Below are 25,425 nucleotides of genomic sequence, written 5' to 3'. Positions count from 1 at the left end.
GGCATTTTATTAGAATATTACGGCGTTTGATCTTGATTTACTAGGAGACCATAATAGTACTTTATGGCTTCTTGACTTTCTATGGCGCCCAGAAAACCTTCCTTGAGGCGCAAGAAGGCAGAAACGCTCAGTTTTTGAAGGCAAAGTACGATGGAAAAGGCAGATCGGTACCTCAGCGCCGGTACTCGGGAGAACACGCGAAAGAGTTACCGGGCGGCGATCGAGCACTTCGAAGTGACTTGGGGCGGGTACCTGCCCACGACCGGTGCCGGCGTCGTTCGCTATTTGGCGGAGTACGCTGACAAGCTCTCCATCAACACTTTGAAGCAGCGCTTGGCAGCCCTTGCGCAATGGCACATCACCCAGGGCTTCCCTGATCCAACCAAGACGCCTGACGTTCGCCAGATGATCAAAGGCATCAGGGTCGTGCACCCTGCAAAGGTTAAGCAGGCCGCCCCACTGCTGCTGAAGCACCTGGAGCAAGCGGTCACATCGCTTGAAGGGGAAGCTGCAGCTGCGATTGAACGGGGAGATTACAAATCGCTGGTGCGTCATCGTCGCTCGGTGGCGATGATTTTGATTGGGTTCTGGCGAGGCTTTAGAGGCGACGAGTTGGCCAGGCTGACGGTAGAGGACACCCAAGCCGTAAGCGGTGAAGGTATTACCTTTTTCCTGCCTTACACCAAGGGTGACCGCCAGCATGAAGGAACTACTTTCCATACGCCGGCGCTCACCATGCTTTGCCCCGTGGAGGCCTACATCAACTGGATAACAGTTGCCGGGATCACGAAAGGAACTGTGTTCCAGCGAATTGATCGTTGGGGGAATCTGTCAGGCAAGGCCATGCAGTCGCATAGCTTGATCCCCGTGCTGCGCCGGATCTTCAAGGAGGCCGGGCTGCCTGAAGAGCTGTATAGCGCGCACTCGATGCGACGGGGCTTCGCAACCTGGGCGTCTGCCAATGGGTGGGACATCAAAGGGCTGATGAGCTATGTGGGATGGAAGGATATGAAGTCGGCGCTGCGGTATGTGGATGCCGGTATGTCGTTTGGCGGTTTGGCTGCGCGCGCTGCCCCCTCGCGATTGGAGGCTTCGGATCAGGCCGCGCCGGATGGGGTCAAGCGCGGAGCCGAGCCCAAGAAGCGCGAACAGCAGCAGATTTGAAAAGTGCTGATTTTGGCACTTGTGTATGGGCGGATTAAAAAGCGTACAACAGGTCATGAGGGTGAACATCGGTGCGCTCAAACTGAATCTCTTCAGGGTGACCATCGACGCCCACCACTTTGACGAGCCCAGCCTCATGACCATGCAGACAAATCAAAGTGATGGTGACTTCGTTGGCAGGTACGATCGCTTCATGGAAGGTATGCCGCTCGACCATGTAGCGGTCACCTGCAATCAATTCGAGCCGTGTCGCTTCCTCGAGGTGCAGCCGGGTGCCCGTTCGACGCAGCAGGTTGGTCGTGCCTTTGACATATTTGTCACCACGATATGAAACCTCATACAGTGGGTGGCCTCCTGTGCTTACCTCTCGAGCGTGGTAGTTGACGTTGGTAAGCTTTCCTTTCAAGAGACGGCTATTCACGTGACTCTCATGAGTGTGTATGCGTGCGGGCATTCCGGAGATGATCCTCTCCCCTTCAGGCCAGAGATGCACGCGCCACTCCTCTTGTGGAGTCCTTTTCAACAGCATTACGAAGAAACCATGGGGGTGCCGCAGGCAAGTCATGGGCGTGGTTTGGATGGCGCTCCGTAGGTGAGCGAGCACCGCAGCTTCTGGCAGTTGCCACAGTGCTAACTCCGCCGAGGTTAGGTCGTACTTAGCGCCCATACGGTGCTTTTCCTTTCAGAGCCATTTCGGCACTTTCAACGTCCTGGGGCGTTACTGATGAGCCGAAAAGAGTCCTAAGCAAGCTATCGTCCGTGGCACCAGACGGTAGACTCAAGGGGATGGCCGTATCCCGGATCCACTGAAACTCGGTGAGATACGCGGCATGCTCAGGCTGGCCACTGCCGTATCGATAGGCTGAGTCCTTAGGATCTTCTCTGGTCACCAGAATTTCTTCAGGGCTCCCCTCAATTCTGAATGTCGAAAGGCGATCGCTCAGGTATAGAGCAACATTCATAAGTGTCGGATTGTCCCGTGCGACCTGTAGCGCCGCGTGCACTGTAGCCAGTATCTCTGCACGTACGCTGGCTGGACTCCAAAGCTTGCTGTCGAAGGAGCACTCTTTGCGGAACTGCGCGTACCTCTCACATAGGTGCTCGTCCCGGAAATCAAGAAGGACAATTTCAAGAGTCATAGGGCGTCTGCTGGCTCTAGCCTTTGCTACAAGCTCCGGGAGAACCTTGCTCCGAAAATATCTGCCGGTACGCACATAGATTTTGTAGGAGCTCGCGGCTCTCGCGATTCTCAGCAATTGATGCTCAATGTCCTTCGGCGGAACCACGATCAGCTCATGAGCGGTGTCAGGGTCGAGGAAAAACTCAATAAAAAGCATAGAGAAAATTGCAAAGGCGCCGCTGGCGACCATCGCGCCTAGAAAGTCGTTGAACGTTGACCAGAACCATTTGGGCTCTCCGGCCTGAGCGGCAATCAAGAAAGTCCCTGCAGAGCAGACCGCAGTCAGACTGATCGAAAACCCCAGGAACAGGCGCCGCTGTGACCTCGATTTGAACAGTGCGGGTATGGACAAGGAAATACCTTCTTCTGAAAAGTCGCTTTGCCAAAAGCACCAGCTCTGGAGGCACTGCGATGGGGGATAAGGATGGGGCTCATTCTATCGGGCCCGAGCTCTAAGGTAACCGCCCAGTAGCGGCGGCTTAACAAGGCTTAGAGTCGTATGCCAAGTCCTAGAGGCTTCCAAGCAATTTTCTCACCGCAGCCGAGCAGCGGGCCCGCATTTTGGTCGCAGTAACCGTCTGCGTGGTTGTCGTGATCTCGACTCTCAGGGCATAGCGCCCTGCGTAGCTGCGAGCCGAAAAGACGCGATCCATGTGGGCCGCAGATTCCTCTGCCAGCGCGAGCTCATCAAGGTACAGGATGTTGAACGTCAACCGGCCTGCAGGAGATACATACAGCCCTGCGACAAGGTCATCATCCTCATAGTGGGGATTCTGGAGATTTGCGGGTAGCCGCTTGTGCGCAAGGTCAACGAGGACGGTCGCGTACTCAACCGTGCGTTTATTCGGAATAATCACCCTGAGAGCGAAGCATCCCTTGATCCATCATCATCCTGCTCCTAATTCGGAGACTCCACTCTGCATTATCACCAATTTAAATGTACTGCGGGCATTGGACGACCTTATCGCGGGTAGCCCAACAGATGATCCACATCCCCATACAAATTTCAGCGGGCCGGCGGGGAACGGGCGAAATTGATGCCACTTGCAAGGATCGCTATTTGTAGGCTTACCGCGTTTTGCAAATGGCGAACCTGCGGTGTGGTCTATAGCGCAGTCGGATCATCACTTTTGGCTTATTCACTGTGGTACGGCTTGCTCAAGAAACTGCTGGTGACCAAAGTGATGCCCTACTCCCTCTGCCCAGTAGGTGCTATTGCACTTGGCTGCCTAGTCATGCATGAGGCCTTAACACCCGACAAAGTAATCGGCGCCGCGGTTGTGATCATGGGGGTAGCATTGAGCTCTGTAACGCGACCGCTTCGCGCAACCACTTTGTTAAAGTTCAGATCACGTACCAACGAAGCTTAGTCTATTGATAGCACTCTAAATGAAGGTTTGCCCGGAAGGATATCTCATGTTTCAAAATTGCGAATGGCTCGACGAGCCGGAACAATGGAGCATTCAGGACGATTAATTGCGAGTCGTTACCAGGCCCTCCAGTGATTTCTGGCAAAAGACCCATTACGGTTTCGTCCGGGATAGCGGGCACCTCTTCGGCATGAAGGTCGCTGGTGATTTCACGGCACAGGTTCACGTCAAAGGTAACTGCCAGAATCTTTACGACCAAGCCGGGATGATGGTGCGGATCGACGATCAGATCTGGCTAAAATCCCGGATCGAGGTGAGCGACGGCGAGGTGATGCTGGGCAGCGTGTTGACCTATGGCCATTCTGATTGGGCGACAGGGATTTGGGATGACAAGGGAACGGGTCTGTGGCTGCGAGTTACCCCATCGAATTCGGTGATACGAATCCAGTCATCCACCGACGGTGTCCGTTGGCCCCCTGCTCCGCTTGGCGGCATTTCCTGAAGCAGAGCATTACTGGGTGGGGCCAATGTGCTGCAGTCCAGAGGGCAACGGATTGAAAGTGGTATTCTCAGGCTTTACTGTTTCAAATGGATGTACGGCGACTCGGAGTTTTTGGTAGAGGATAGCGGCGTTACATACGTGAATGTCCTGGATCTTCTCTTGGCCGGCGGGGATCCCAGCTCTCCATCGTTAGAAACGCAATGGTCACCCATTCGGGCAGGTCAGCGGTAATCGAAACCCGCAAACAATGCGAAAGCTACCTCACAGCACAAAAAGCCTTGGTGATCGAATCGATACAAGAGTTCTAGGGATCATACCGTAAGAACTACTCCGATGAAGCACTACGTCGTGGCAACCGTGGCGTACTCAAGAAGTATTTCTGGCTCCGCAAATATCACAATACGACCGTGGAAAAAAGACGATACAGCGGCTTTAAGATCTGATCATTAACCTGCTGGACTCAGACTAGGCGATACCCTTATATACCTTCGGGCCTGTTCGCAGCGCTTACGGCCGGTTAGCTACACAACTTTCTATACCTCTGCGAAAACCAGGATTGCATGCCCAGTCATGTCCAAAGTAGTCGAGGCTTGCGTTAGGCGGTATCTGAATGCGATCGCAGTTATTCCCAGACCTGCGGAAACCCTTGGCGCATTCCCAATCGTGACCAAGGAAATCTAGTTTTGCATTCTGCGGCATCAGCACAGCGTCACAGCCATCCCCTGACTGCCGATACCCCTTAGCGCATACCCATCCATGGCCGAGAAAGTCGAGTGTTGCATTTGCAGGAACCAACACGGGGACGCAGCTATCGCCGTTTCGCCGGTAATCTTTAACACACTCCCAACCGTGGCCCAGATAATCGAGCTTCGCGTGAGCAGGGACTTGTAAAGCGAGACAGCTCTGGCCTTCCCGTAAGTATCCGCGGCTGCACTCCCAATCATGCCCTAGGTAATCCAGCTTGGCGTTGTGCGGCAGCTCAACCTGCAAGCATGCTCCGTTGCTCTTTCTGTAGCCGCGCTCACATTCCCAATCATGACCAAAATAATCAAGCTTCGCATGCGCGGGGATCATGACCTTATTACAGCCGTCGCCAACCTGTTGAAAGCCTTTTACGCACTCCCAACCTGTCCTTGTGTAATTCAATTGCGCATGAGGAGGAAGAGACCCACTGGAAATGTGCTTTGGCGGGGACTCTCCAAGACTGGGAGCCGGCTGTGGAGGCTGGAACTGTTGCTGAGCAGGTAAGCCGCCGTCGATCACCACTGGGGCCGTATAGGATGGGCCATAGGAACCGTGGGGAGACGTCAGCGTCCCAGGCTTGCCAGTGTAAGGATTGACGTTACCTAAAGTGCTCCAGTTATTTCCAAAATTTCCATCTGGAGCAGAACGGTAATGTGGTGCCACATATGTCCCGTTTGAGCGAGTGTAGCCGCTCACGTGCACTGCCCCACCGCGAGCCTGCGCAACCACGGCCCAAGCCGAGGTAACTATGCAGATAAACACCGCAAGCGCATAAGTGAGGCGCGCAGTTCGGGTGACGGCCTTATCCATAATTATGCGAACGCCCAAATCCTTGGAAAGAATAAACAGCAGAGTACCAAAAGGCGAAGGTGGAAAGTTGACTCTGCGACCGATAGCATTATGCCATAAACCTTCTGAATCTAATCGTCCGATTTGGGTAGCCAGCGTGGTTTTTGTCAGCATTCGGTCGTTGAAAGGAGCCGCACAGCGGCTCCTTATTGATCGTGTTTACTCCTTAGAGATATCGATCAACAGTCCTCCTTCTTGGGTGACCAGCGCAGTACAGCGTTCTGGGATAAACACCGTGGTCAGCCGATCCTCAACCACACTTGGCCCCTCGAGAGTGTCGCCAGGCGTAAGCTCGGCGCCGGCATATCGCAGCACCTTCTTCGCAGCCCCAGAAGCGTCAATGTGGGCCAGGCGATGCCCAACGGCCTGGGCGGCTTTGAGTGCCTTGGCAGGTACAGCGACTTGCTCGACGTGTTCGGGCTTCCTGATTGCTTCCACACTCCACGCGACGAACTCCCCCCCCCCGCGTCATGAAAGCCATTGGGGTCGCCATCAAATCGCTCAAGAAACTCTTGGGAGCCGATTGATCTGCGTAGGACTCGATTGCGACGGTGCTCCACACGATGCCGGCCAGGCAGGCCGGCATGCTCGTCCTAACACCAGGTGGGTGATGGATACTATGAATCAGATTCAAGACTTCGACGAGAAACTCGAACGACTCAAAGTGCTGGCCGCGCTGCTGGAAAAGCAGATGGGTAAATGCCCAGCGTCTGAGCTCAGGTTTTGCACTTGGATCGCCGCGTGGACTCGCACTCCACAAGGTTTACGCGCCGCCGAGAAGGATCTGCCTCGGTTACCAGAGGCGCTGCGTTATGATTACGCGGCCTGGATACACGATGGCGCAAAGTGAGCGCACGTGCAGCGAACAGTCATTTCGCCATCCTCACAGTCCCAGATCCGTAGAGAAATAGTTGTCAATCATGGGGGCCGTAGCGTGTTGGGCCTGGATAAGCGACTGCTGCAAGTAGCGTTGGAGGAACCAGCGCAGTTCGGCGCGCAATTCCAGGTGCCCAACCGCTACCGAAGAGGCGTAGCGCCCCCCCAGCAGCGCTGACTCCAGCGAATGGTATGCCGCCGTCCCGACGCATGAGGGATACAGTCGACTGAGCTCCTGCAATCCCGGACGCCGCTTGTAGTCAGCGAGGGCCATCCGCATTGACTCAAGACTTGCGTCGTAGACCTGGGCCGCGAGCGACCAAACTTGCCTTTCGATATCAAAATCCGAATGCTTGCCTCAGCACGGGGTTAGCCATTATCGCTGGAACCAGACAATCCATCGTCGATTTGCTGACAAATTGCCACTAGACATGATCCCTCAACCTCCGTAGCGTTCTGGCGGCATAGGGTTGCAAGACATTCATTATTCAAGGGACGTGTGATGGGCGAATGGTCAAAGAAACTGGGCGAGCGGGGTGAAAACATCACTGAGTCGCTGCTCAACTTGATAGGTTGGAAGGCAGCACTCAAGGGACACGAGTTCGACTGCGTCAAACCTGTCCCCCACAGCACAACCGGCAATCCCAGAAAAACTCATGGCGCCGATTTTGTCTTCAGCTGCCTATCCCCACTGGAAGATGGCGTCCTCAAGCACCTCGTCATTTCTTCGAAATTCACATCCGGCCCCTACCCGACTTCACCTGGCACAATATTCAAAGACCATTTCTCCGACCTTGCCACGACAGTCGAATGCTTCAACCGCTCACCGTTGAAAAGATCGGTGAACTTAGGCTATCCAAGCGCGAGTGGTCAGTCGATTGCAGGCATCCTTTGCTGGTTCAGCGCCGCATCGGACGCAGACGCAGACGTGGTCAGCCAGGTCGCAGGTTCGCGGAATCTGGACAACGCAAATTACGGCACGATCTACGTGATTGATAATCACCGAGCGAGCTTCCTGTTCGATACCATCACGTACGCAAAAAATCGCTTCGGTGCAGAAAATGTTCGCTTCCTCTACCCGTCCACCGGGAAAAACGTGAGCCCCATAGAGAGGGTCACAAACGGGACGATACTGCCTCCCGAATACCTCAACAGTGGCTTGATCCCATTCTTCATCCAGGAGCACGAAAGGAAATCGCTGCTCATCTGCTGCCAGGATCCCTTCAGCATCGAAGCGGTAAAACGCTTGATCGGGTTTTCGATGGATATCGCCATGGAATTTCCCGACAAGGTGGCCCTCGCGTTCCCTGACTACAACTACGTAGATCATGAGGAAATTGCAGACATCGCAAAGCTCTCGATCGCGAACAAGGAGTTCGCTTCAATCGTCGAATTTGAATCCTATCAAGCCGACTTCAGGGGATGATGCAGTGAGTAATCAGAATATTGACTCTATCCTTCCCCAAGGTGAGGCGCTTCGTACCTATCTGGCTCAGCCTTACATCGGGGCTGGCGATATCAAAACGGTTCTGAAGAGCCGAGGCGTGTTCATCAGCAGCTCAGAGAAAGAGCATTCCATCCCTGCCCTTACCCTGTCCCTGATTCGCCCCAGCGAGTTTTCTAAGCTTCAGCTCGCCTACACGACCAAGGAAGACAACCCCAAGATCACCACCCAGACAATCAAGTGGCAAGGTGAGGATACCCTGCTGGATGCGATACCTACCGTCATAAATGTCAACAAGCTGCTGGATCTTGACTTCGTGAACTTCAAGGTCTTGGGAACGCCAGAGTTCTATCCAGTCAACAAAGACCTCGACACGATCCGGATGGACTACCTGCTGGAACGGATTGACCGCTCCAAAAGCTGGGCTGACTCGCACAAAAATTTCAAAGGCTCTATTGAGATCAAGAAAAACAAGGCTCAGGACGAGCTCATCCTGATCTTCACGCACACTGCGCCGGAAACGAAGACGACCAACAAGGCGATGTCGAGACATCTAATTTCACATTTCAAATCGGTCAAGCAGATCAGTGAAACTGAGGAGGCAACCTCGATTCGTTTCTGCGATTTTACCAACCAGAACAGGTTCAATTACCTGTTAGGGCTCACGCAGCACAGCAAATTGATCGCACTGTCCTTTAAGGAGGTCGTCGATATCGGGATTTCCCCCGATCCAGACATCCTCCTCCCGGCAGCCCTGGACTGGATGAAGGAAAAGATTCGAAACTTAGACTTGAAGGGCTTCAGCCTTGAGCACTCTGACTTCCTTTCAGATGTGTCTTATCGCCCGAGCCTGTTCCTGCACAGGATCGATGCCAAATTCCGATTCAGTACCTCGGGCCTCGATGGTGATTGCGTGATCTCGCTTGGCTTCCCAGAATTTTCTGCGGCCCAGAAAAAAGACAGTGAGATTGAATTGAGGATCAAGCAGATCAGCTTTGATAACACGGGCAGGTCTATCGACAAGAACGACGCCAAGGAAACGATACTGAAGGAGTTGGAATCCGAGAAAATCGAGACCTTCAAGACCCTCTCGATTCCTGCCCGCGGTGCGGTTGCGCCGTAGTCTTGGTCTGAGCGGAGGCATTGTTGTCCGGTGGAGTGTGAGGAACTAACCGTCCTCCGCTGAGTAGCGACTACCCGCCCACGTCCCTGCCGAGTTCATTAGACCATGGTCACGCATCAAGACTCTGGCTCACTAACGAGGCAATGACCGATACTAACGACCACTTTTCAGACAGCTCAAAAGGACTTGGTGAATTATGTCATTGGATGTGGCCTACAGCATTGAGGCTGACGATTTTGTCGACCCTGATCGCGCCTACGATCTGTTCTGGTCAGGGGTGATTACAAACAAGCGCGCATTCGTATGTCCGGCTGCTGACTGCTCCGCCCAAGTCACCTGCGCGAATCTGGACAAAGACGTCCAGAACATGAGGGTCGTCCCGCACTTCAAGGTCTACGGTGCTCATAGTGAAGCGTGTGGCATTGCCAACGGCGCACCTGTCGAATTGGAGCTCGAGCCCGTTGAACTGGATGGGCAGGAACGCAGAACAGTTGACCAATCCATTGTCGACGTCTTCAAGCTCGAGCGACCTGCCTCCTACTATGACGAGCATTCGGTCGAGCCTGACGCGGACGTCCATATAGCGAAAAAGCGTGCGAGAAGCACCCGTCCCTACACCCCGAAGCTAGGGGAATCAGGCATAGTCGGGCCCATTTACTCGGTTCGATCTGTAGTCAGCAGATACATCCGATACCGTTCCGATGAGACCCTTGAGTTCCGGCGGTTGAACATTGCCGGGCAGGACGTGCCCTACGCCAGCATCTTCAAATGCATCTGGGAGCAGGATCTGGACGACCTACCCGACCACCCCATCATTTACTACGGCTGGGCGTATGTTGACCGCACGAAAGCCAATAATGGCTACCGAATCAAATTCAAAAAGAATTTCAAGCGAGGAGAAGACAGCCTGATCACCTCATGCTTCGTCTCCGACGCGTTCATAGAAAACTACAAGCTCAAAAACCTGATGGCAGTGCGGCTTTCCAAGATCGCCGAGAAGGACAAGCCGACAGCGTTCGTGTTTCTCTACGGCCAACCCGCAATACGGACGTCGAATGAACGTGACTACGCAAACTTCGATCTGAAGAATCTCGACATGATCGATGTTAACTACGACTGCCCCCTACCATCCAGATACGATAAGTAGGGAGTCTCACACCGCGGCCACGGACGGCTCTGCAACGTCCTGCAGAACCTGGCGAACCCCCAGTTCGTCAGTTTTTAAGGCTATGGAGCCCATACCGGCAGCGTGGAGATACCAACCTTGTCGATAACGATGGCCAGACTTTGTCGAGCTCGCGTCGCCGCGACATAAAACGCTGCTGCAGCCGTGGCTTCCAAAGGTGTGCCCTTCTTAATGAAGCTTTCGATGTTGGCGGTGGGTGCGAGCAATACTCGGTCAAATGTCGCACCCTTCACCCCTTTGAAGTTCTGAAAATCCAGATTGAGGTGCTTCGCCGAGCTGACCGAATGCCTTAGGCACTGCGGTCTATATCGGCCGACGTACTCATCGACATGCTGCGTATGGAGAAGGAACACGCCATCGTGCTCAGTCTCATCGAGGTTCTCCGAGGTAGTGCCAGGGAAGCCCCACGTGGCGTCAAAGATGTTATCGGAAAACGTCGCAATCTCGGCTCTGCATCGGTAGGTGATGGTCGCGTAGGCAATGGTGAGTAACCCCTTAGCCTCTCTATCTCTAAACCATTCAAGCGACGCGGCGTACCCAAATTTCTTGTTCTTTTGGCCTCGGGGGTTTGTAGACAAAACAGCCTGCCTGACATCTCCCACCATCCGCACATCGATTTTAGAGCCGAGCAGCACTTCCAGGATTTCCCAATCGAAGCTGGCTAGATCTTGGACTTCATCGATCAGTATCTCGTCGTAAATGCACTCGAGCCTTCGCAGGAGCGCCGGCGTCGCCTCCATGAGCTCAAAGGCAAGCTTGCCGAGTTCGCAGGCATACACCCGATTTCCTGAGTCCATGAACCTGCTTTTGCCTTTGGCAAACTGGAACGGTCGCCCTTCGAAGTCGAAGCCCATGACCCGATCATTCGGGAATTTGAACCGCAGGAATGGCTGGGCAAAATGACGAAGCAGGAAGGTGTACCAGCCCATAACCTCCAGCGTGTTGCAGTCGCCTGTCTGGCTTGCCAAGCGCGACCTGATCTCTTGCTGGTTCGTCTGGGTGAAGGTCAGAACGGCGATCTTTCGATCAGTCGCTTTCCCGCAATAATCGACAAGGCCCTGCGTCTTTCGTCCGCCAGCTACTGCGAGCGTCAAATGGTTAGGCATTCTGGATGAACTCCGCCGCTTCCTTCATGTAATTCGGGGCGGTTAGGGCTTTCGGGGACTCAGCGATGAGCAAAGCTCCCTCAGTCTTTTCTCGTGTCATCCAGGTCACAAGGTCGGCTTTTGGCGTGATCCCAAGCACATCCCGTAGATGAGCTTCACCGTTCGCTGTGATCATTTGCGGTTCGAGGGTACGGCCATCACTCACTTTGCCAATGAAAAGTTCTCGCTTCTTGCCGTCCAGCCACTTCTCGACCGGCACTCGTAGATCAGCCGGCTCAATGCCGTCGTTATCCCGCATCACAGCGACCGGCTTATCAACGGCAGCACAAAGCTCCAGACAGCGGGCCAGCGCAAGCCCCCGCATACTGATGACATCGACCCCGGCAACCATGGGTGTTAACCGGTGAACGTCGTTGAACACCCTTTCAAAAATGATTTCGTCAGACGGCCCTTCCACCAAGACAACCTTTTTAGCCAAAACGAGACGGAGCGTGTCGTAACCTGGCAGGCGCTGGAAGTACCGTACGGTGCCGGGATCAAGGGCAGTGATCTTCGAGGCATGATTCCGATTCAGCAGGTGCAGGGAATTGAGACCGAGGCGATTCAGCACATATGTGCTGTGCGTGGAAACAAACAATTGTTGGTCGTCAGATGCAAGCTTCTCCACACGGTCAAGAAGCGTCGACAAGCTGGTATGAGACAGATGATTCTCTGGTTCTTCGATCATGACGATCTTCACTTTCGCTGAATGACGCTTCATCGCGAGCGATATCTTGATCGCAGCTTGTTGACCCTGGCCTGCCATCGAGAAGGGAACGTTGTCTACGTGAGGGGTAATGACGCTTTCCCAGGACGTGCGCGACGTCTGATCCATAGCCAATGCCATGGGCTCCGCCAGCAAAGATGCACCCAATGTCGAGAACCGTGTATTGACGGTCGCCAGAGCACCCTCAGTCATCGACGCTTTCACCGTACGAAAGCCCAACGAGATCTCAGCTTTCTCGGTGGTCTCCAAGTGATCACTCAGAATCTGACGCAGGTGGTAGTCCACACCTGCTGAGGACTTGACTGTCCTAGAATCGATGGTTGCCACCGATAGTACCCGTGGGCGCTTCGTTAGCTCCCGGTCAGCGAACGATCGCCATTCGCACGCGTAGTACTCAACGGGCAGCAGGGCATTAGGTGCCTTTAGCCAGTCATCCAGCATGTCCCGATACTCTTCGTTGGGGTAGATCCTCAAGAAGACGCCCGGGCATGCATGAGTTGGGACGGCTGTGTTCACGGCACCACAGAACACCTGCAATTCATCGTCATCGCGAAGGTATAGTTCGATCAGGATTTCGGGCAGTGCGGGTTTCTTGCCGGCGGTTCGTTGCGCTACAAACTCCTGAACAAGCTCGGTGTTGAACCAGTGCGGGTTCAATTCTTCGAGAACGCTGCGGCCGCCGATCCGGCCGTTCAGGGCCAGCGAGACTGCTTCCATCAAGGTAGATTTACCCGCATCGTTGCCGCCCACCAAAATGTTCATTTTGGGGTTGGGGAGGAGGTTGAAATCCTTGTAGATGCGGTACCCACGGATGTGAATTCTGGTGATCATGATCGTCATTCCTTTGGCGAAAGGTACAGGTTTATTGGTTGTTCAGTCGATGCCGCTGGGATGCTATAGGCGAATCGTGGTACCTGTCGGTCTCACTACACCTAGTAGCACCGCTGCGAATAACCGATGGCTAAATCGTTACGGTTATTCAGGGTTTAAGTGACGCTGGAAATTATCGAATCCCGTAATGGCGTGCCCCATCTGACCAGGGCTCGTGGCGAACTGGATCAGACTTATATGTGAAGCTCACACCTTGGATTTTATGGATTGTAATGCCGCCTCTAGCGAGCCGCAGACTGGCCTCGGGCGCATGTATATGACCCATGAAGCCATGTGCTGACTCTTCGGTAGGCGGGCTGCCCTCCCAGATCTGTGGGTAGAAAATCCATCGATCTTCGTCCGACTCCCACAGGCTCACCTGATCAAGTGCATCTTGATCCTCAGTTTTCTCAACCCCGCTGGCCTTGTGAAACAGGATGGCGTTCAGACCTGGCGCTGCATCTTTGGGCACCTGAACAGACGGAAAGAGGATGCCGTCTAAATTAAGCGTTTCGCTGGTCGCAAGGTAATCGGCGATCGCCTGGGTTATCAAGTAACCCTGATCTGCGCTCTCAGGCATTACTGGCATGAGCATTTGTTGCTGCAATTCACGAAGAAATGCACAGCGTTCGGCTTGCTCTTGGCGCACTGGGTCAAAGTAGCTGAGATTCGCGTCTGGGCGAATTCCACCTAGGTCACCGAGGTTCAACAGTCGCAACGGCCGAATGACCTCGAAGGTGGCTGTGACTACCCAACTGCCAACAGGCGGACGAACCTCCGCTATGGCCGTTTGGTTATCCGTTGCTCCATAGAAAACTGATATACCTGCGGCGTTCATGCGACCTGCCGATCCCTTACCTCTCGGTGTCGGGCCGAGATACTTCTCAGGATGCTTTAAAGCAGCAGACATACCCTCCTCGTCCTCAAATTTTCTTGCTCGCTGGAAGGCAGTGAGGGATTGGCCTGGGCCCGCAAGGGTGATCGCTGAACGGGGTTCGCTCGCGGTGTGAAGCTCCTCTATCCCAGAAAATATCCTCTCCAGTACCCGACCCACCACGGGATTTACCAACCTGGATTCGAACTGAAGGCTTCGTTGCATCTGAGCCCAGTCTGAAGTCAGCTGCGAGGATGCATACGTCTGTTCAATGAAGAACGGGTCATCATCTTCGCACTCGCTCCACTGCTCCCGTAGCTCCCCTTCAAGATCGCTGAGTAAATCCATGTCATCAGCCCCGAGTACGATTTGTAGCACATCAAAGATCGAATGCCCCAACTCAGGGTATCCATGATGAATAACTGCGGGGGGTTGCTCAGCATAGGTAAATGACGCCTGAATTGCTTCTTCGAGCTCCTCAACCAGCTCTTCCAGCGTTACGACCGGCCGCTCCTCGTTGCAGTAGTCGCATTCGTCGACATCGTTGTCGGAAAAATTCGACTGTAAATAACTGTCAGTGATGCAATCGACACATACCTGCTTGCTCATGGATTCTCCATTTTCCTGTGAACGATGGCCTCGCCAACCAATACGCCGGGAGCCGAAGACTTTATTTCGGGTTGCGGGATCGTCAGCGAGTTGAGCGCTACCGGGGACGCAATCGATTACTTCGCCGTTCCAGTAGCAATTGTACGCGCCGGAGCGGCCGCGATTGGTATTGCACTCAGAATACGTTTGAGCTCGATCCCCAGTGCCTCCCTTTCTGATTCAGCCCCGATTTGCCAAGCTCCGACCCCATAGTTCGCATGATAGGTCGGGCTGACAAGCGCCGTTACTTTGTCTGCCCTAGGTATCAGCAGCAATGAAACGTCAGGCTTGATGCCCTTCCACCGGAGACTGTCGTGATAAATGTGCGCTGACTCCATTGCATCCAGGACGCTGGCGCGGGCGCTGCGATACTTCGCGTCGAAAACCAAGAAGCGCTTCGCCGAAGGCGAGTCCAACGTCACGACGATGTCCGGATATCGCTCTCGCGATAAGCTTTGAAAACCGCGATGCGCAGGTTGATCAATCGCTGGGCATCGGACTTGGTAACACGCCTCAACGGTCACATCAGCCGCTATTCCCCGCCACACGATTTCTTTTAAACCCACCGATCGATATTCACGACTCCAGACGAGTTCAGGAAACTGGCGTTGCAGCTGTGAGACTACCGTCACAAAGCACCACCGCTCATAGATCTCCCATGTTGGGCTGATCCACAGCGTCTCATCAGGATCCTTTCCCAACCACCCAGAACGCAACGCGTACCAACCAAACCGATAAGCTCGCGCATATGCAGGGTGAGCAGAGATCGCATTCAATCCTGCGGCCGATAGACGTCTGGCAGTCACGATGCAGAAAGGTCTCGCGCGTTGAAGCCGTTCAAGCTTGCGAGCAAGCGACTCGGTGAACGCGATTCGACGTACGAGCCTTGGCGTTAACGCTGATCGGGTATCGCAGACCACTTCAGTGGCAGCTGCATGCTGAAGCCCCCTCACCACCTGCCGACAACGTCTAAGGAGATCGAAGAGAACAAGTCCAATGGCCTGATTGGCCGGATTGTCCTCTTCCTCGTAAGATCTGCTGACCTCAAAGCGAACAGTATTCAAGGCCGGACGCTGAGTGCTAGCAGGATGCAAGAGTGCCTGTCCCGTCGGCCCTCTCAGTGCCTTATGCACGGATGCGGAGTCCAACCGCTTGACCGTGTGGGCACTCACCGACGTGCGAGCGCTCTTCAAGGTTGTTAACGGCCGCTGAGATATCTGTTTGAGCGCGCGGTGAAGCCGATCCCCATAGCGCCTCAGCCTCGCATACTGCAAATGCGGGTTGGTTAGTGCTCCATCATGGCCAATTCCAAACTGAGCCTCTTCTGTGCCCATAACGAGAGCCGGGGCGAAATCCAGAATCGCCTCAACCATGGCAGCGAATGCCTGGCCTCCGAGCTTATTATCAGCTGCTGAGACGTCCAGCCGGTAAATGGCGGCAGTCCGCCCCTGGTCATCCAGAAGCTCTGCCGCGACCTCTCCTGCATAAAAGCCTGGCGACCATAACCACGCACACGCCCCGTTCTCGTCGACCGTCTCGATAAAGACGTCATCAATGTAGAAGGAGAAGCCTTCAAGCGCGGTAAAACGATAAGCCTTCTTCTCCATGAAACCTGGGTTCAACTGACCTGGGTGCACGTCAAATCGAGCATCCCCCTGCTCTACCTGCAAGATGATCGACATGGTCTACCGCCAGAATCTGGTCGAGCCGGAGTGAGCCAGGTCGTCGGCCATTTCTTTGACCTTGCGCAGCGACATTCCCATCCCCGCATGTTTGAGTGTGGTATGGAGCAATGTGAAGACCTCCTGCAGTCGAGGGCTGTCTTCACCGCGCAACTTGGGGAGTATCTTCGAATAAATGGCATGGTCGAGTGCACGTGAGAACTCGATGACACCACCCGCCTGCGTTTGCTGCAGATAGCCAATCACGTCGTTGAGCGTGCGCCACCCGAAATGCAGTCGAGCTGGACGAAGCACATCCATGAGTGAGGACATGAGATTTCTGACGATTGAAATCTGTTCATCCTCAAGCGAGCTCTTCTGCCAGCCAGGAAATGCTTTGACCTCAATGTCCCAAAATTCGATCACAGAGGCTCGATCCAGCACCTTGTCGCTCAATCCATGAGTGGTCTCGTCCATGTTCACGGTGCCGATGATCACGAGGTTGCTCGGATATGGAATACCTGCAGGAACACCATCGATCTCGTCGACTTGACCGTGAAAGACGATCGTTTCGCCGGTTTCCATCGCTGAAAGCAGAGGCGCCAGATATTGTTCCGGATGAGAGAGGTTCATTTCATCAAGAACCAGTGTGTAGGGCTTCGTCGGGTTGGCGCTTGCCTGCAGGAGGAAATCCAGAACGCCGGTACGCACATACGCGTCTGACTCCAGCGGATTAACGTAACCCAGCAGACTCGTGTAGTCGTGCCAGCCTGGCTGGACAGGAACGATCAGCAACCCTTCACTTGGCTCGGGATCGTCCTGCCACAGACTCAGCGCATAGTTACGGGCAAGTTGCGTCTTTCCCGCACCGCTCAAGCCTGTCAGCACCGCGAAATGACGCCTCGGATGCCCCCACAATCCAGCATCAAGTTGTCCGATCAGCTCTTCTGGGAAGCGAAACTCTTGATCAAATCGGGCAATCACGGCACCCAGCTTCGGCCTCTCAATTTCGATATCGAGCTGTACTGGGGCTACTTGAGCCAAGGACGAGCTGATACCTGGAATGCTCGCGAGGCCCTTAGGCTCCCAGTGAATGCGATTAACCCATTGCTTACCCCTTTCGGTAAGGTTGAGCACTTTCTCGGAGATCGTGACCAGATCAAGGTATCTGAACCAACCAATAATCGCTGATGGGGCGAAATCAGTTGTCCATCCAGGGTTTGCCTTTCTTAGTGTGAGGATGGCATCACGGTTGGACAACGGTGAGTCCCGCAATGCCGCTAGCAAATAGTCAAACCCCAAGATGCGGGTGATCATCCAGTCAATGATCTCATCTGGATCACCCGACTCCAGGAATGCCTCACCGCGGGGTGTTAATTGCAGGTTATTTGCGTTGGCACGCAACACGCCCCATTCGGCGATCAGAGCGTTCAGCTGAGTGTTGCAAGTCGACGTTTTTGATTGAGGGCTGATCGATTGCAAGTGTTGGATGAAGTCTTCACGAGTGCATCCATCTGTTGCAAAGTCGATCATGCTTTGAATGGTGGCTGTGCCTCCGCCAATCGCCAGCAGACCGCGCCTCCTCCTTTCAGGAGGCAAGGGCTTTAGCACTTCGTCACCTGTCTCCAAGTCGGATATTTCGGTGGCTTCGCCTTCCTGGTTCTGAACGTAGTTGACGTACATTAGCCAAGGCAACGTCAAACGTGAGACGCCCTCCCTGGAATAAACGTCAGCCACTTCGCCCAGCACTTCATTTAACCGGTTCAATACGATTCGGTGCAGGTGACGCCTCTGACCGCTCAGTGGAAGCCCCAAGGCATGAGCCAGCTCGCGCAGTTTTCGATGATGCGCTATCGACGTGAAAGCACCTGGACAAAGCAACGCGAAGACGCGGTACATCTTGAGTCGAGGGTTTCTTTTGGTCAGCCCAACAACCGCGGACGCAATTTGAGCCCAGGCGTCAGCGATGAGCATCTCATTCTCAGAAGGATCCCGAGTCTGCGCGCACTTTTGTTTCAGTTGCCAGAGGCTCTCTGCGATTGCGGAATCTTCAGCGACCGCAGAAATGTTGATGCGCCCCATGCCCGTTGCCGAAACAGCTTCGGTGTCCCAGAGCGCAAGTTGGAAGTCCTTGCTTAGGAACTCCTCATGAGACACATCCCTGACACGCACCAACCAGTTTTGAAATTTGGTGATCCAGCTTTGATTACCCGCCAAGGACATTACCTGCTCCTGGAGGCTAATGCATGCATTCTTCAGCTGTTCGTCATCCTTAAGATCCAGCAAGTCCATTCTCCGCCAGCGATATTTATAGATGGCGAGATAATGTCATCACTGAGAGTCGGATGCCAGATTCAACCTCTGCATCAAGAGAAGGCAAAAAACAGAGTTTTCGCAGGCCCTGCACTGAGTAAGTCGTCGCTGGGGGGAGATCACCAGCAGTTGCAGCTAAACGTAATGACCTCTCAGAAAATGGCGTTCCCCGACCAAATCTGCTGATTTGCTTTGTCAGCGAATGAGCAAGGTGGGTTGAAGGTCGAACGTCGCCGCATACCGCCGTTGAAATCTACCCGGTTGGATCGAGTGCTCTATATTGGTTGGAGTGAAGCAGCAGGGATCCAAGTTGTAGCGAGACGTTTTCGACGTTGCGAATGCAGATGTTTCGACCAAGGGCACGCAGCAGGTAGGCTCCTATTACCAAAGTGACAGTCGCCGCCCACTTAACGAAGCTGGGTAAGCGAAGAAGAATCAAGGACTGTACCCCTCATCGAGGCCGACTCATCTGGTGTCTCTGCCCTCTGCAGGATAGTGCGCTAGCTCACCAAACCACACAAGTGCACGGGCATTCTCAACGCTATGCCGCGTTACCATCCAGCGCCACACAATCTGAGCAAGAACGATCAGGGGTTTAGGCCCGGATCGGCTAGTGCGTTGCGCATACGACGATGTTGGGGTCAGTCGAGCAAAGCTGTTAGCCCTGTCAGAAAGGTTTCGGCCTGTAGGCGCTGATCCAGCACTTCCTGCTTAGCCTCGACGCACTCCTGCTGACGTGCCAGCAATTGTTGATCCAAGGCGCGGCTTGGATCCGTGTACAAGCGCAAAGCCTGCTCCCGAATAACAGCGATATTCTTATCTAGCTGTCTTTGGAGCGACTCCCGCTTTTGGATTCCCGCTTCAATCTGCTGTTGACTTAAATGCTGCTGCAGTAGGTCAGTGCCTACAGACGCCAGTTCTGTGACAAGCGGAGCCAATGCAGTAATCGCCGAAGTCCAGCGCACGTAGCTACTCGCCTTTTCCATTGCCTCCTTTGACTTAAAGATTTTGGCAATTGCGTTCTTCAATTCGTCCCCGGTCAAACCGACAAGCTCCCCGAGCTTGACACGCGCCTCCTCGATCGACATTCCAATGTCAGACTCAGCTAACTTTTTTACAGACTGGCCGAGCACAGGAAGGAAACCGAACAAGCGCTTGCTATGCTGGGAGAAAGACCCCGACTCAGCCCCGTCTTTATTGGAAGCCTGGGCCGCAAACCCCTCCTTATTTAACAGGCCGCCGATGTCCAACCGGCTATTGGACTCACGGATCTCAAGTTCTATTTCCTGCGCCAGTCTCTGCAGTGTTGAGGTGCTGTCCGTCGCCCACAGCCCGATGGTTTCAGCAAGCGTAGCCTCCAATTGCTCCAGCGCCCTATAGATGTCCTCCAGATCTGCCTGTGCGGTGGGGCGAAGCGCTTCTTCGATCCGACCTCTCAAGTCCATCTCAGCGTGGGCCGCTTGGTTTTGTAGCCTTTGGCTAAACAACGCGTACCGTTGCGAGTCATTGTCAAACCGCTCGGCTTGCAACTTCAGAACACCCGACTGGGCCCGCACCGCATCTTCCAGCTCTGCGGCTATCGAATACACAAAACGCAGTCCCGAGAGCTCGCGTAAGCGTGGCTTGTCTTTTTCCAAGCTATGGAGCGTCGTTTCAAGAGCGGCAATTCCGTCCCAGTCCCTGCCAATGTCATACATGCTTCTATCAGGATCAGACATGTTGCCAACCATTTGATACGGGTCGGCCACGACGCAATGAACCACCGCAACGTTTTTTGCCAAGTCATCCTTGGAGAGCATACTGGCAAGCTCTTGCAGCTTTTTCTCAACCTGGCCTGCATAGCCATCCGGACTGTCGCTGGGATCCACCCCTGCTTCGTCCATGCGGGAGATGACAGCAACGGTCACGCCTTTCAGCGCGGTAGCTGGCAGTTTCGGGTGAAAGAACCTACCACTGATCAGTGAGACATAATCAGACTGGCCAGAAGTAACGAGTTGCGGTGGCATTACCCAGATGTAGGCGTCAGCAAGCTGCAGTGTCTTGCGGGTTATCGTGTCATGCTCAGCGTTACCGCTTCCCAAGCCAGGCGTATCGATAAAGGTGATGGAACCCGCGCGGGTCTCTGCACTTTCGAACGTTTCACGTCGAGCACTGATCACAACCCAATCAGGCACCGGGCTACCGGAATCGACCAACAACCGCTTCAACAAGCTACTTTTGCCCGCATCGTAAGCACCGAAGATGACGAATCGGGCGGTAGGTATCTCGGCAATCGTCAGCCACTGGTCGCGGTACTTCGCCACCACATCCGTGGTTGGGGCGTAACTCAGTAGGTGTTGCCAGATTCGGTCGATCAGGTGTGCTGTCGAGTTACTCAAGTTCGTCTCCATTCTTCCCTAAAAGTATCAAGCCCCTGCTGCATAGGCTTCGATACACATCAACACGTTCTGAAGTCGTTTCATACTGCTGGCTAAGTATCAGAATATCGCGCCCCAACGCCTCGTCGCACTCTCGGAACCTGCCGACAAGCTCCTCCTTTCCTCTTATGAGCCCTGGAGCGTCGTCTGTGCCCTCGGTCAAGATTTCAATCAACTGATCCGAGGATTTATCCAACGAGTCGGCCAGTGCCTTCCGGGCGGCTTCGCGCTCTGCGACTCGCTTCTCGTCCACAAAAATGAAGGCGAAGTCCACCACAACTCCGATCACTGCAATCACCGCCCCCGCTTTGGCGAAGGTTTTGGCAAGCTTTACTGCGCCCCATGGTCGGAACTTGAAACCAAGCGATTTGCCAATGCTGTAAACGACATCCCGGGTAGCGCCGCCAAATGAACGCCCGACTTTATCGAAGATCTCAAACGCCCACCCCTTACCTTTGGCATCGTTAATTTTTTCGCCTCTAGGCTGTTCGCGTTTGAAGGCATGCCGAAAAGTGACAGATTCTATCCGACGAGAAATACGTTCATTCGATAAATGCTGCCATCGCTCCAGATCCTTACTGAACATTGTCTGCCAGTCGGTAATATCCGCTTCAAGCTCCGGGTCGCTCCACCAGTTTTGCAGGTGTTCCGCTTTTGCTTTCAGCTTGACTGGATCACGCTCCGAAAGCATCGATTGCTTAAGCGCGTTCGCCTTGTTGCGCACAAGAGATCGGAGCCTGAACCGATAATTCTCACCAAGCCGATCGCCTTGGTCGATGCATTCTAGGATGAGCAGCTTGAGTTGCTCGAGCTCTGTAGTTTGCCTGCGCATCTGTTCCAGCTCAGATCGCAACACCAATATTTGTTGCCACAACCGATGGATGCCTCCGTGCAGGATCGAATGGGCTATGCCAGACACCGACAAACCTTGTCGCAATGCACGAAGCTCCACCATAAAAGGCGTGAAACCATCCCAGTTTCGATAGGGATCAAAAGCTGACGCGTCTGCGTCACTGCGGTCGCCGACGAGCCCATAGGGATCGCTCGACATGAAAAATATCTGCCTTTCATCAACATCGACAGAACGCGACGCCAGCGCCTGTCGCAGTTCTACACCTTTGCGTTCTACCAATTTCAGATAGACGTCAGGAGAAAGCTCCGGGTCGACCCCCAGTTCGTCTGAGCGGTTGACGATGAAGTACGTGCTGTCTCGTTTATCAACGATGCCCTTGCCGTAGTCGCCAGAAATGACCGTACACAACGGTGAATCATCCCCCACTATCAGGTTGGGTTGCAGGAGGAAAATGACGATGCTGGCGTCAGCCAACGCGGCCCAAGCTTCTTGAGTATGCACATGGTGGCTGCTTTGGAAGCCAGGACTGTCAATAAGGTCGACACCGTCAATGTCGTACGTGTGCGAGACATCCGTCAATGGCTTGCCGGCCACCTTGAGCGTATCCGGCACTGGTAGGCCTGCATCTAGCAGCAGCCGCTTGATGAAGCTGGATTTGCCGGTGTTGTAGTCGCCTATAACATGAATGCGCGGCCTGCCTGCCCGCGAGTAATCCACGAGGGCTTTCAGAACGTCTTCGCCCCCTGGGTAACGCGCACAAGCTTGCTGCGCATCGTTGAGCCACGCCAGGGAGTCAGGAAGGGTGAGATCGCGGGTAAATCGACTAAGGAAGCCGCGCATGCCCAGAAACAGTTTCTCGAATACGTTGAGGTCGTAAGTTCTGGTTCTTCCAGCGTTTGAGCCTCCCTGAGTCAGCGTCAGGCCGTGCGGATCCTCAATCCAATCCTCACCTAACCAGTAAAGCGCGCCAGCATTAGGACGTTGGCTGAACATCTCCCGCTCGCGATTTTGGGCGATACCCCATACCAGCAGCTGTGCGTTGCGAGAGACATCAAGAGAGCCAGATTGCTCGTTAATGGTCTCTATGACTGTCGCGCATCTCTGCGCGACCCGGCGCAACGAAAGCGCGTTACGAACAGCTGGAAACAACAGATCGCGTGTAGCACTCAGTAGGACGAGCTCCGATTGTGCAAGCACCTCTTCCCTTACACCACTATATGCCTTGTATATGAGCTGATGCAGCTCGGCCGTGGCCCGCCGCCTTCCTTCCAGATGCTCACGCTCTGCCTGATCTCGCGCCTTCTGCCCTCCCCAACCGAAGAAGCTAGCGGCGACAGCGCCAGCAAGACCTATGGCCGCCGCTGCACCAGCTGCCCACCCGAAAGGATTCCAGGCGTTGATGGCAGCAAAGCTTCCTAATGCGCCAATTACACCGGCCAGTACACCGCCCCCCTTTATCGCCCAGGCGCTGTACTTCCAACCACTGCCCGCATCACCATCGATCGTGCATCCTTGAAGCCGAATATCCATTTCCAGCTTGGCATCACTGAGTGTCAGTCGCGCTTTAGCTTGAAGAAACCGCAAGCCGCGCACCAGCACGGACTGCGCTTGCTCGATAATTTCTTTTTCATCGAAACACTCTGCCCTGACGTCTTCCGAAGACAGCTTTTTACGACGTTCGAATGCAACGCGGACAATGCGATCGGCTTTACTGAGCGAAGCGTGACATAGGTTGCCCAACGTGGTGCCGAGCATTAGTGAGATTTGCTGAGCGTATTCCCCCTCCTGCGACGCCTGGAACCTTCCGCCTCTGATCTGTTCAAGTTCAGTCAACAAGTCCACGTCATCAACTGCCAGAGTTTTTCTTCTATCCGAATCATCTAATGCTGGATAGCCCACGAGCGCCAGCATCGGTTCAAGCATGTTCCTCTCTAGTGACTCGGCACCCAGAATGGACTCATGCCTGATTTCATCGATAGCACGCCTCAAACTGCTAAAAACACCCCTTAGCTGGTCATTCAGGGAGCCAAGCCGAATATCAACCGCCGCATCGGTGATCACCGACACCAACAGGTCTTCGAGACGCGGATAATTAGACCATTGCTCCAGACTGTCACAGCTGTACAGATTCCTCTGTTTGGTCAGGCTTTCAAGATCAGGGCCTTCAAATGGCATTGACGCCCGAGCGAAGACAGCACGCTTGGAGCTGACCGCAACAACCGGTACGTCATTCACGCCGAGGCGCGACAATTCATCTCGGATATTGGTCGCATGCTCGCTGACTGCTCGTGAAAGATTACCGCGGGCCATTGGTGCGGACACGCGGCCCGGCATTCTCCACATAGCGTTTCGCGGGTTGAGTACCGCGATTACTGGTTTGCGATACTCGCTGACCCACGCGGCAAACTTGGCAAACTCATCTGCCTGCTGGCTTTGGCTGTCAAAGCAGACCAGAACAAAATCGGCGACCTCGACTGCCTTACGGGCCCGCGCTTCAAGATCTTTGCGCGAGTTATTCCGTCCCCACCCGTTGATGCCCGGCGTGTCGTAGATCAAGCATGCATTCCAGGCGAGTGGTTGAACGTCCGTTGTCCAGTCACTTTCACCTTGGGAAACAATTGATCCGTTACCTCGCGTGAATGCTGTGATCAGCGAGCTCTTTCCTGCCCCCGTACGACCAAAAAGCACGATATTGAACGTGCTCAGTGCATTTCGTTGGCGCTCAACGAGATTCAGGATCAATCCACGCTTTTCGTTCAGAATGTCAGCTAACGTCTGGGCTACGTCGCCTTCAGCGTCCGGTACTCGCTGGGAGAGCGCAAAGTCTGCCGTCTTACTCATCTGGGCCAATACAGAAGCAACACGCCTGCTGAGCTTGCTCACCTCGTCCTGGCTTTTCGCGACCGCATCTGCGGTCGCCTTGGATAATGCGTCTTCCAAGGCCTCATTTGGTTTGCTCATGGCAATACCTCCGCCTTCAATGCGCAGAAAGAACTGAGTGCGGATTTGATAGGGTTAAGCTGGGAATAATTTATTCGGTGCGGAAATTGAACGCGGCCGGAGATACACCGGGCAGTACAAGCCATACACTCACTTCCTTGTCGAAATGCGCTTAAGCCCAAGAGGCTAACGAGGTAATTGGCAGAATAATAGCGTCTACCCCACGCTGCGGGATAGCCGGAGATAGTCTCATTCGCGAGTCAGCGAGCACTCAAACCTTCGCGTTCGGCGCAATGAATCACTACCGTTATCCCTGGTTTCGGATCTTCAGGGATGACCTGCTCAGGGGCTGATGTGGGATTGCTAGTTTATTCACTGAGGCTGGCCAAGATACAAAATCGAGTGGTCGCTACGGCCACCGGTTGCTGCCTCAATCGCTGAGGAGGAACCAGGGCACCCGATCCGGAAAGATTAGCGACGCGCAAAGTGCGCCGATTCTCGTTGCAGGATGGCGCAGCGATGTGTCGTTTTCCATTTGC

At 54.2% G+C, this 25,425-nt stretch carries 16 protein-coding genes and 1 pseudogene; 7 read left to right on the top strand and 10 right to left on the bottom strand.

Annotated elements, in window-relative coordinates; all coding sequences use genetic code 11:
- Positions 1–150 precede the first annotated feature (150 nt).
- Positions 151–1,164 (top strand): tyrosine-type recombinase/integrase, encoded by a 1,014-nt coding sequence (locus AC07V0_RS00130; RefSeq protein ID WP_495019193.1) that lies wholly within the window; start codon positions 151–153, stop codon positions 1,162–1,164.
- Between the two features lie 34 nt (positions 1,165–1,198).
- Here the strand turns inward: AC07V0_RS00130 and AC07V0_RS00125 are convergent, their stop codons facing one another.
- Together AC07V0_RS00125 and AC07V0_RS00120 are read right to left on the bottom strand one after the other, a co-directional pair.
- A complete protein-coding gene (locus AC07V0_RS00125) occupies positions 1,199–1,585 on the bottom strand; it encodes a hypothetical protein (protein ID WP_495019192.1) in 387 nt (128 codons plus the stop codon).
- Between the two features lie 235 nt (positions 1,586–1,820).
- Complete coding sequence (locus AC07V0_RS00120) at positions 1,821–2,696, bottom strand: hypothetical protein (protein WP_495019191.1); 876 nt, start codon at positions 2,694–2,696, stop codon at positions 1,821–1,823.
- A gap of 685 nt (positions 2,697–3,381) precedes the next feature.
- On the opposite strand from AC07V0_RS00120, the gene AC07V0_RS00115 reads away from it, so the two are divergent.
- Positions 3,382–3,714 (top strand): EamA family transporter, encoded by a 333-nt coding sequence (locus AC07V0_RS00115; RefSeq protein WP_495019190.1) that lies wholly within the window; start codon positions 3,382–3,384, stop codon positions 3,712–3,714.
- Positions 3,715–3,820: 106 nt separating this feature from the next.
- Positions 3,821–4,334: pseudogene (locus AC07V0_RS00110) on the top strand (DUF1349 domain-containing protein).
- A gap of 389 nt (positions 4,335–4,723) precedes the next feature.
- Here the strand turns inward: AC07V0_RS00110 and AC07V0_RS00105 are convergent.
- Positions 4,724–5,923, bottom strand: coding sequence for a hypothetical protein (locus AC07V0_RS00105; protein WP_495019189.1), 1,200 nt, complete (start codon positions 5,921–5,923; stop codon positions 4,724–4,726).
- Between the two features lie 505 nt (positions 5,924–6,428).
- Here AC07V0_RS00105 and AC07V0_RS00100 point away from each other — a divergent pair.
- The 4 genes from AC07V0_RS00100 (at position 6,429) to AC07V0_RS00085 (ending at position 10,399) form a co-directional block, all read left to right on the top strand.
- Positions 6,429–6,659: a hypothetical protein gene (locus AC07V0_RS00100; protein WP_495019188.1), complete on the top strand. Its 231-nt coding sequence runs from the start codon at positions 6,429–6,431 to the stop codon at positions 6,657–6,659.
- Between the two features lie 528 nt (positions 6,660–7,187).
- Complete coding sequence (gapS4a, locus tag AC07V0_RS00095; RefSeq protein WP_109784917.1) at positions 7,188–8,111, top strand: GapS4a family protein; 924 nt, start codon at positions 7,188–7,190, stop codon at positions 8,109–8,111.
- A 4-nt stretch (positions 8,112–8,115) separates the two neighbouring features.
- Positions 8,116–9,252 carry a GapS4b family protein gene (gapS4b, locus tag AC07V0_RS00090; protein ID WP_495019187.1) on the top strand — a complete coding sequence of 379 codons (1,137 nt, stop codon included), beginning with the start codon at positions 8,116–8,118 and terminating at the stop codon, positions 9,250–9,252.
- Between the two features lie 196 nt (positions 9,253–9,448).
- Positions 9,449–10,399 carry a hypothetical protein gene (locus AC07V0_RS00085; RefSeq protein WP_495019186.1) on the top strand — a complete coding sequence of 317 codons (951 nt, stop codon included), beginning with the start codon at positions 9,449–9,451 and terminating at the stop codon, positions 10,397–10,399.
- 80 nt (positions 10,400–10,479) lie between these two features.
- On the opposite strand, the gene AC07V0_RS00080 is transcribed toward AC07V0_RS00085, so the two are convergent.
- The 7 genes from AC07V0_RS00080 to AC07V0_RS00050 form a co-directional block, all read right to left on the bottom strand.
- Positions 10,480–11,544, bottom strand: coding sequence for a UvrD-helicase domain-containing protein (locus AC07V0_RS00080; RefSeq protein WP_495019185.1), 1,065 nt, complete (start codon positions 11,542–11,544; stop codon positions 10,480–10,482).
- A complete protein-coding gene (locus tag AC07V0_RS00075; protein WP_495019184.1) occupies positions 11,537–13,141 on the bottom strand; it encodes an ATP-dependent nuclease in 1,605 nt (534 codons plus the stop codon). Before AC07V0_RS00075 ends, AC07V0_RS00080 begins: the two co-directional genes overlap by 8 nt.
- Before the next feature lie 172 nt (positions 13,142–13,313).
- A complete protein-coding gene (locus AC07V0_RS00070) occupies positions 13,314–14,663 on the bottom strand; it encodes an RES family NAD+ phosphorylase (RefSeq protein ID WP_495019183.1) in 1,350 nt (449 codons plus the stop codon).
- 116 nt (positions 14,664–14,779) lie between these two features.
- Positions 14,780–16,384, bottom strand: coding sequence for a DUF2357 domain-containing protein (locus AC07V0_RS00065; protein WP_495019182.1), 1,605 nt, complete (start codon positions 16,382–16,384; stop codon positions 14,780–14,782).
- Between the two features lie 3 nt (positions 16,385–16,387).
- The gene (locus AC07V0_RS00060; RefSeq protein ID WP_495019181.1) at positions 16,388–18,649 is read right to left on the bottom strand and encodes an McrB family protein; all 2,262 of its coding nucleotides are present in this window, start codon (positions 18,647–18,649) and stop codon (positions 16,388–16,390) included.
- A 668-nt stretch (positions 18,650–19,317) separates the two neighbouring features.
- On the bottom strand, positions 19,318–21,054 hold the full coding sequence (locus AC07V0_RS00055) for a GTPase (RefSeq protein WP_495019180.1): 1,737 nt from the start codon (positions 21,052–21,054) through the stop codon (positions 19,318–19,320).
- Positions 21,047–24,907 (bottom strand): GTPase, encoded by a 3,861-nt coding sequence (locus tag AC07V0_RS00050; protein WP_495019179.1) that lies wholly within the window; start codon positions 24,905–24,907, stop codon positions 21,047–21,049. The genes AC07V0_RS00055 and AC07V0_RS00050 overlap by 8 nt, the downstream gene beginning before the upstream one ends.
- Positions 24,908–25,425 lie beyond the last annotated feature (518 nt).

The sequence above is a fragment of the Pseudomonas sp. GW821-FHT01E10 genome, assembly GCF_059422365.1.
The sequence above is the reverse complement of the archived record's forward strand: the minus strand, read 5'-3'. Positions and strand labels throughout refer to the sequence as shown.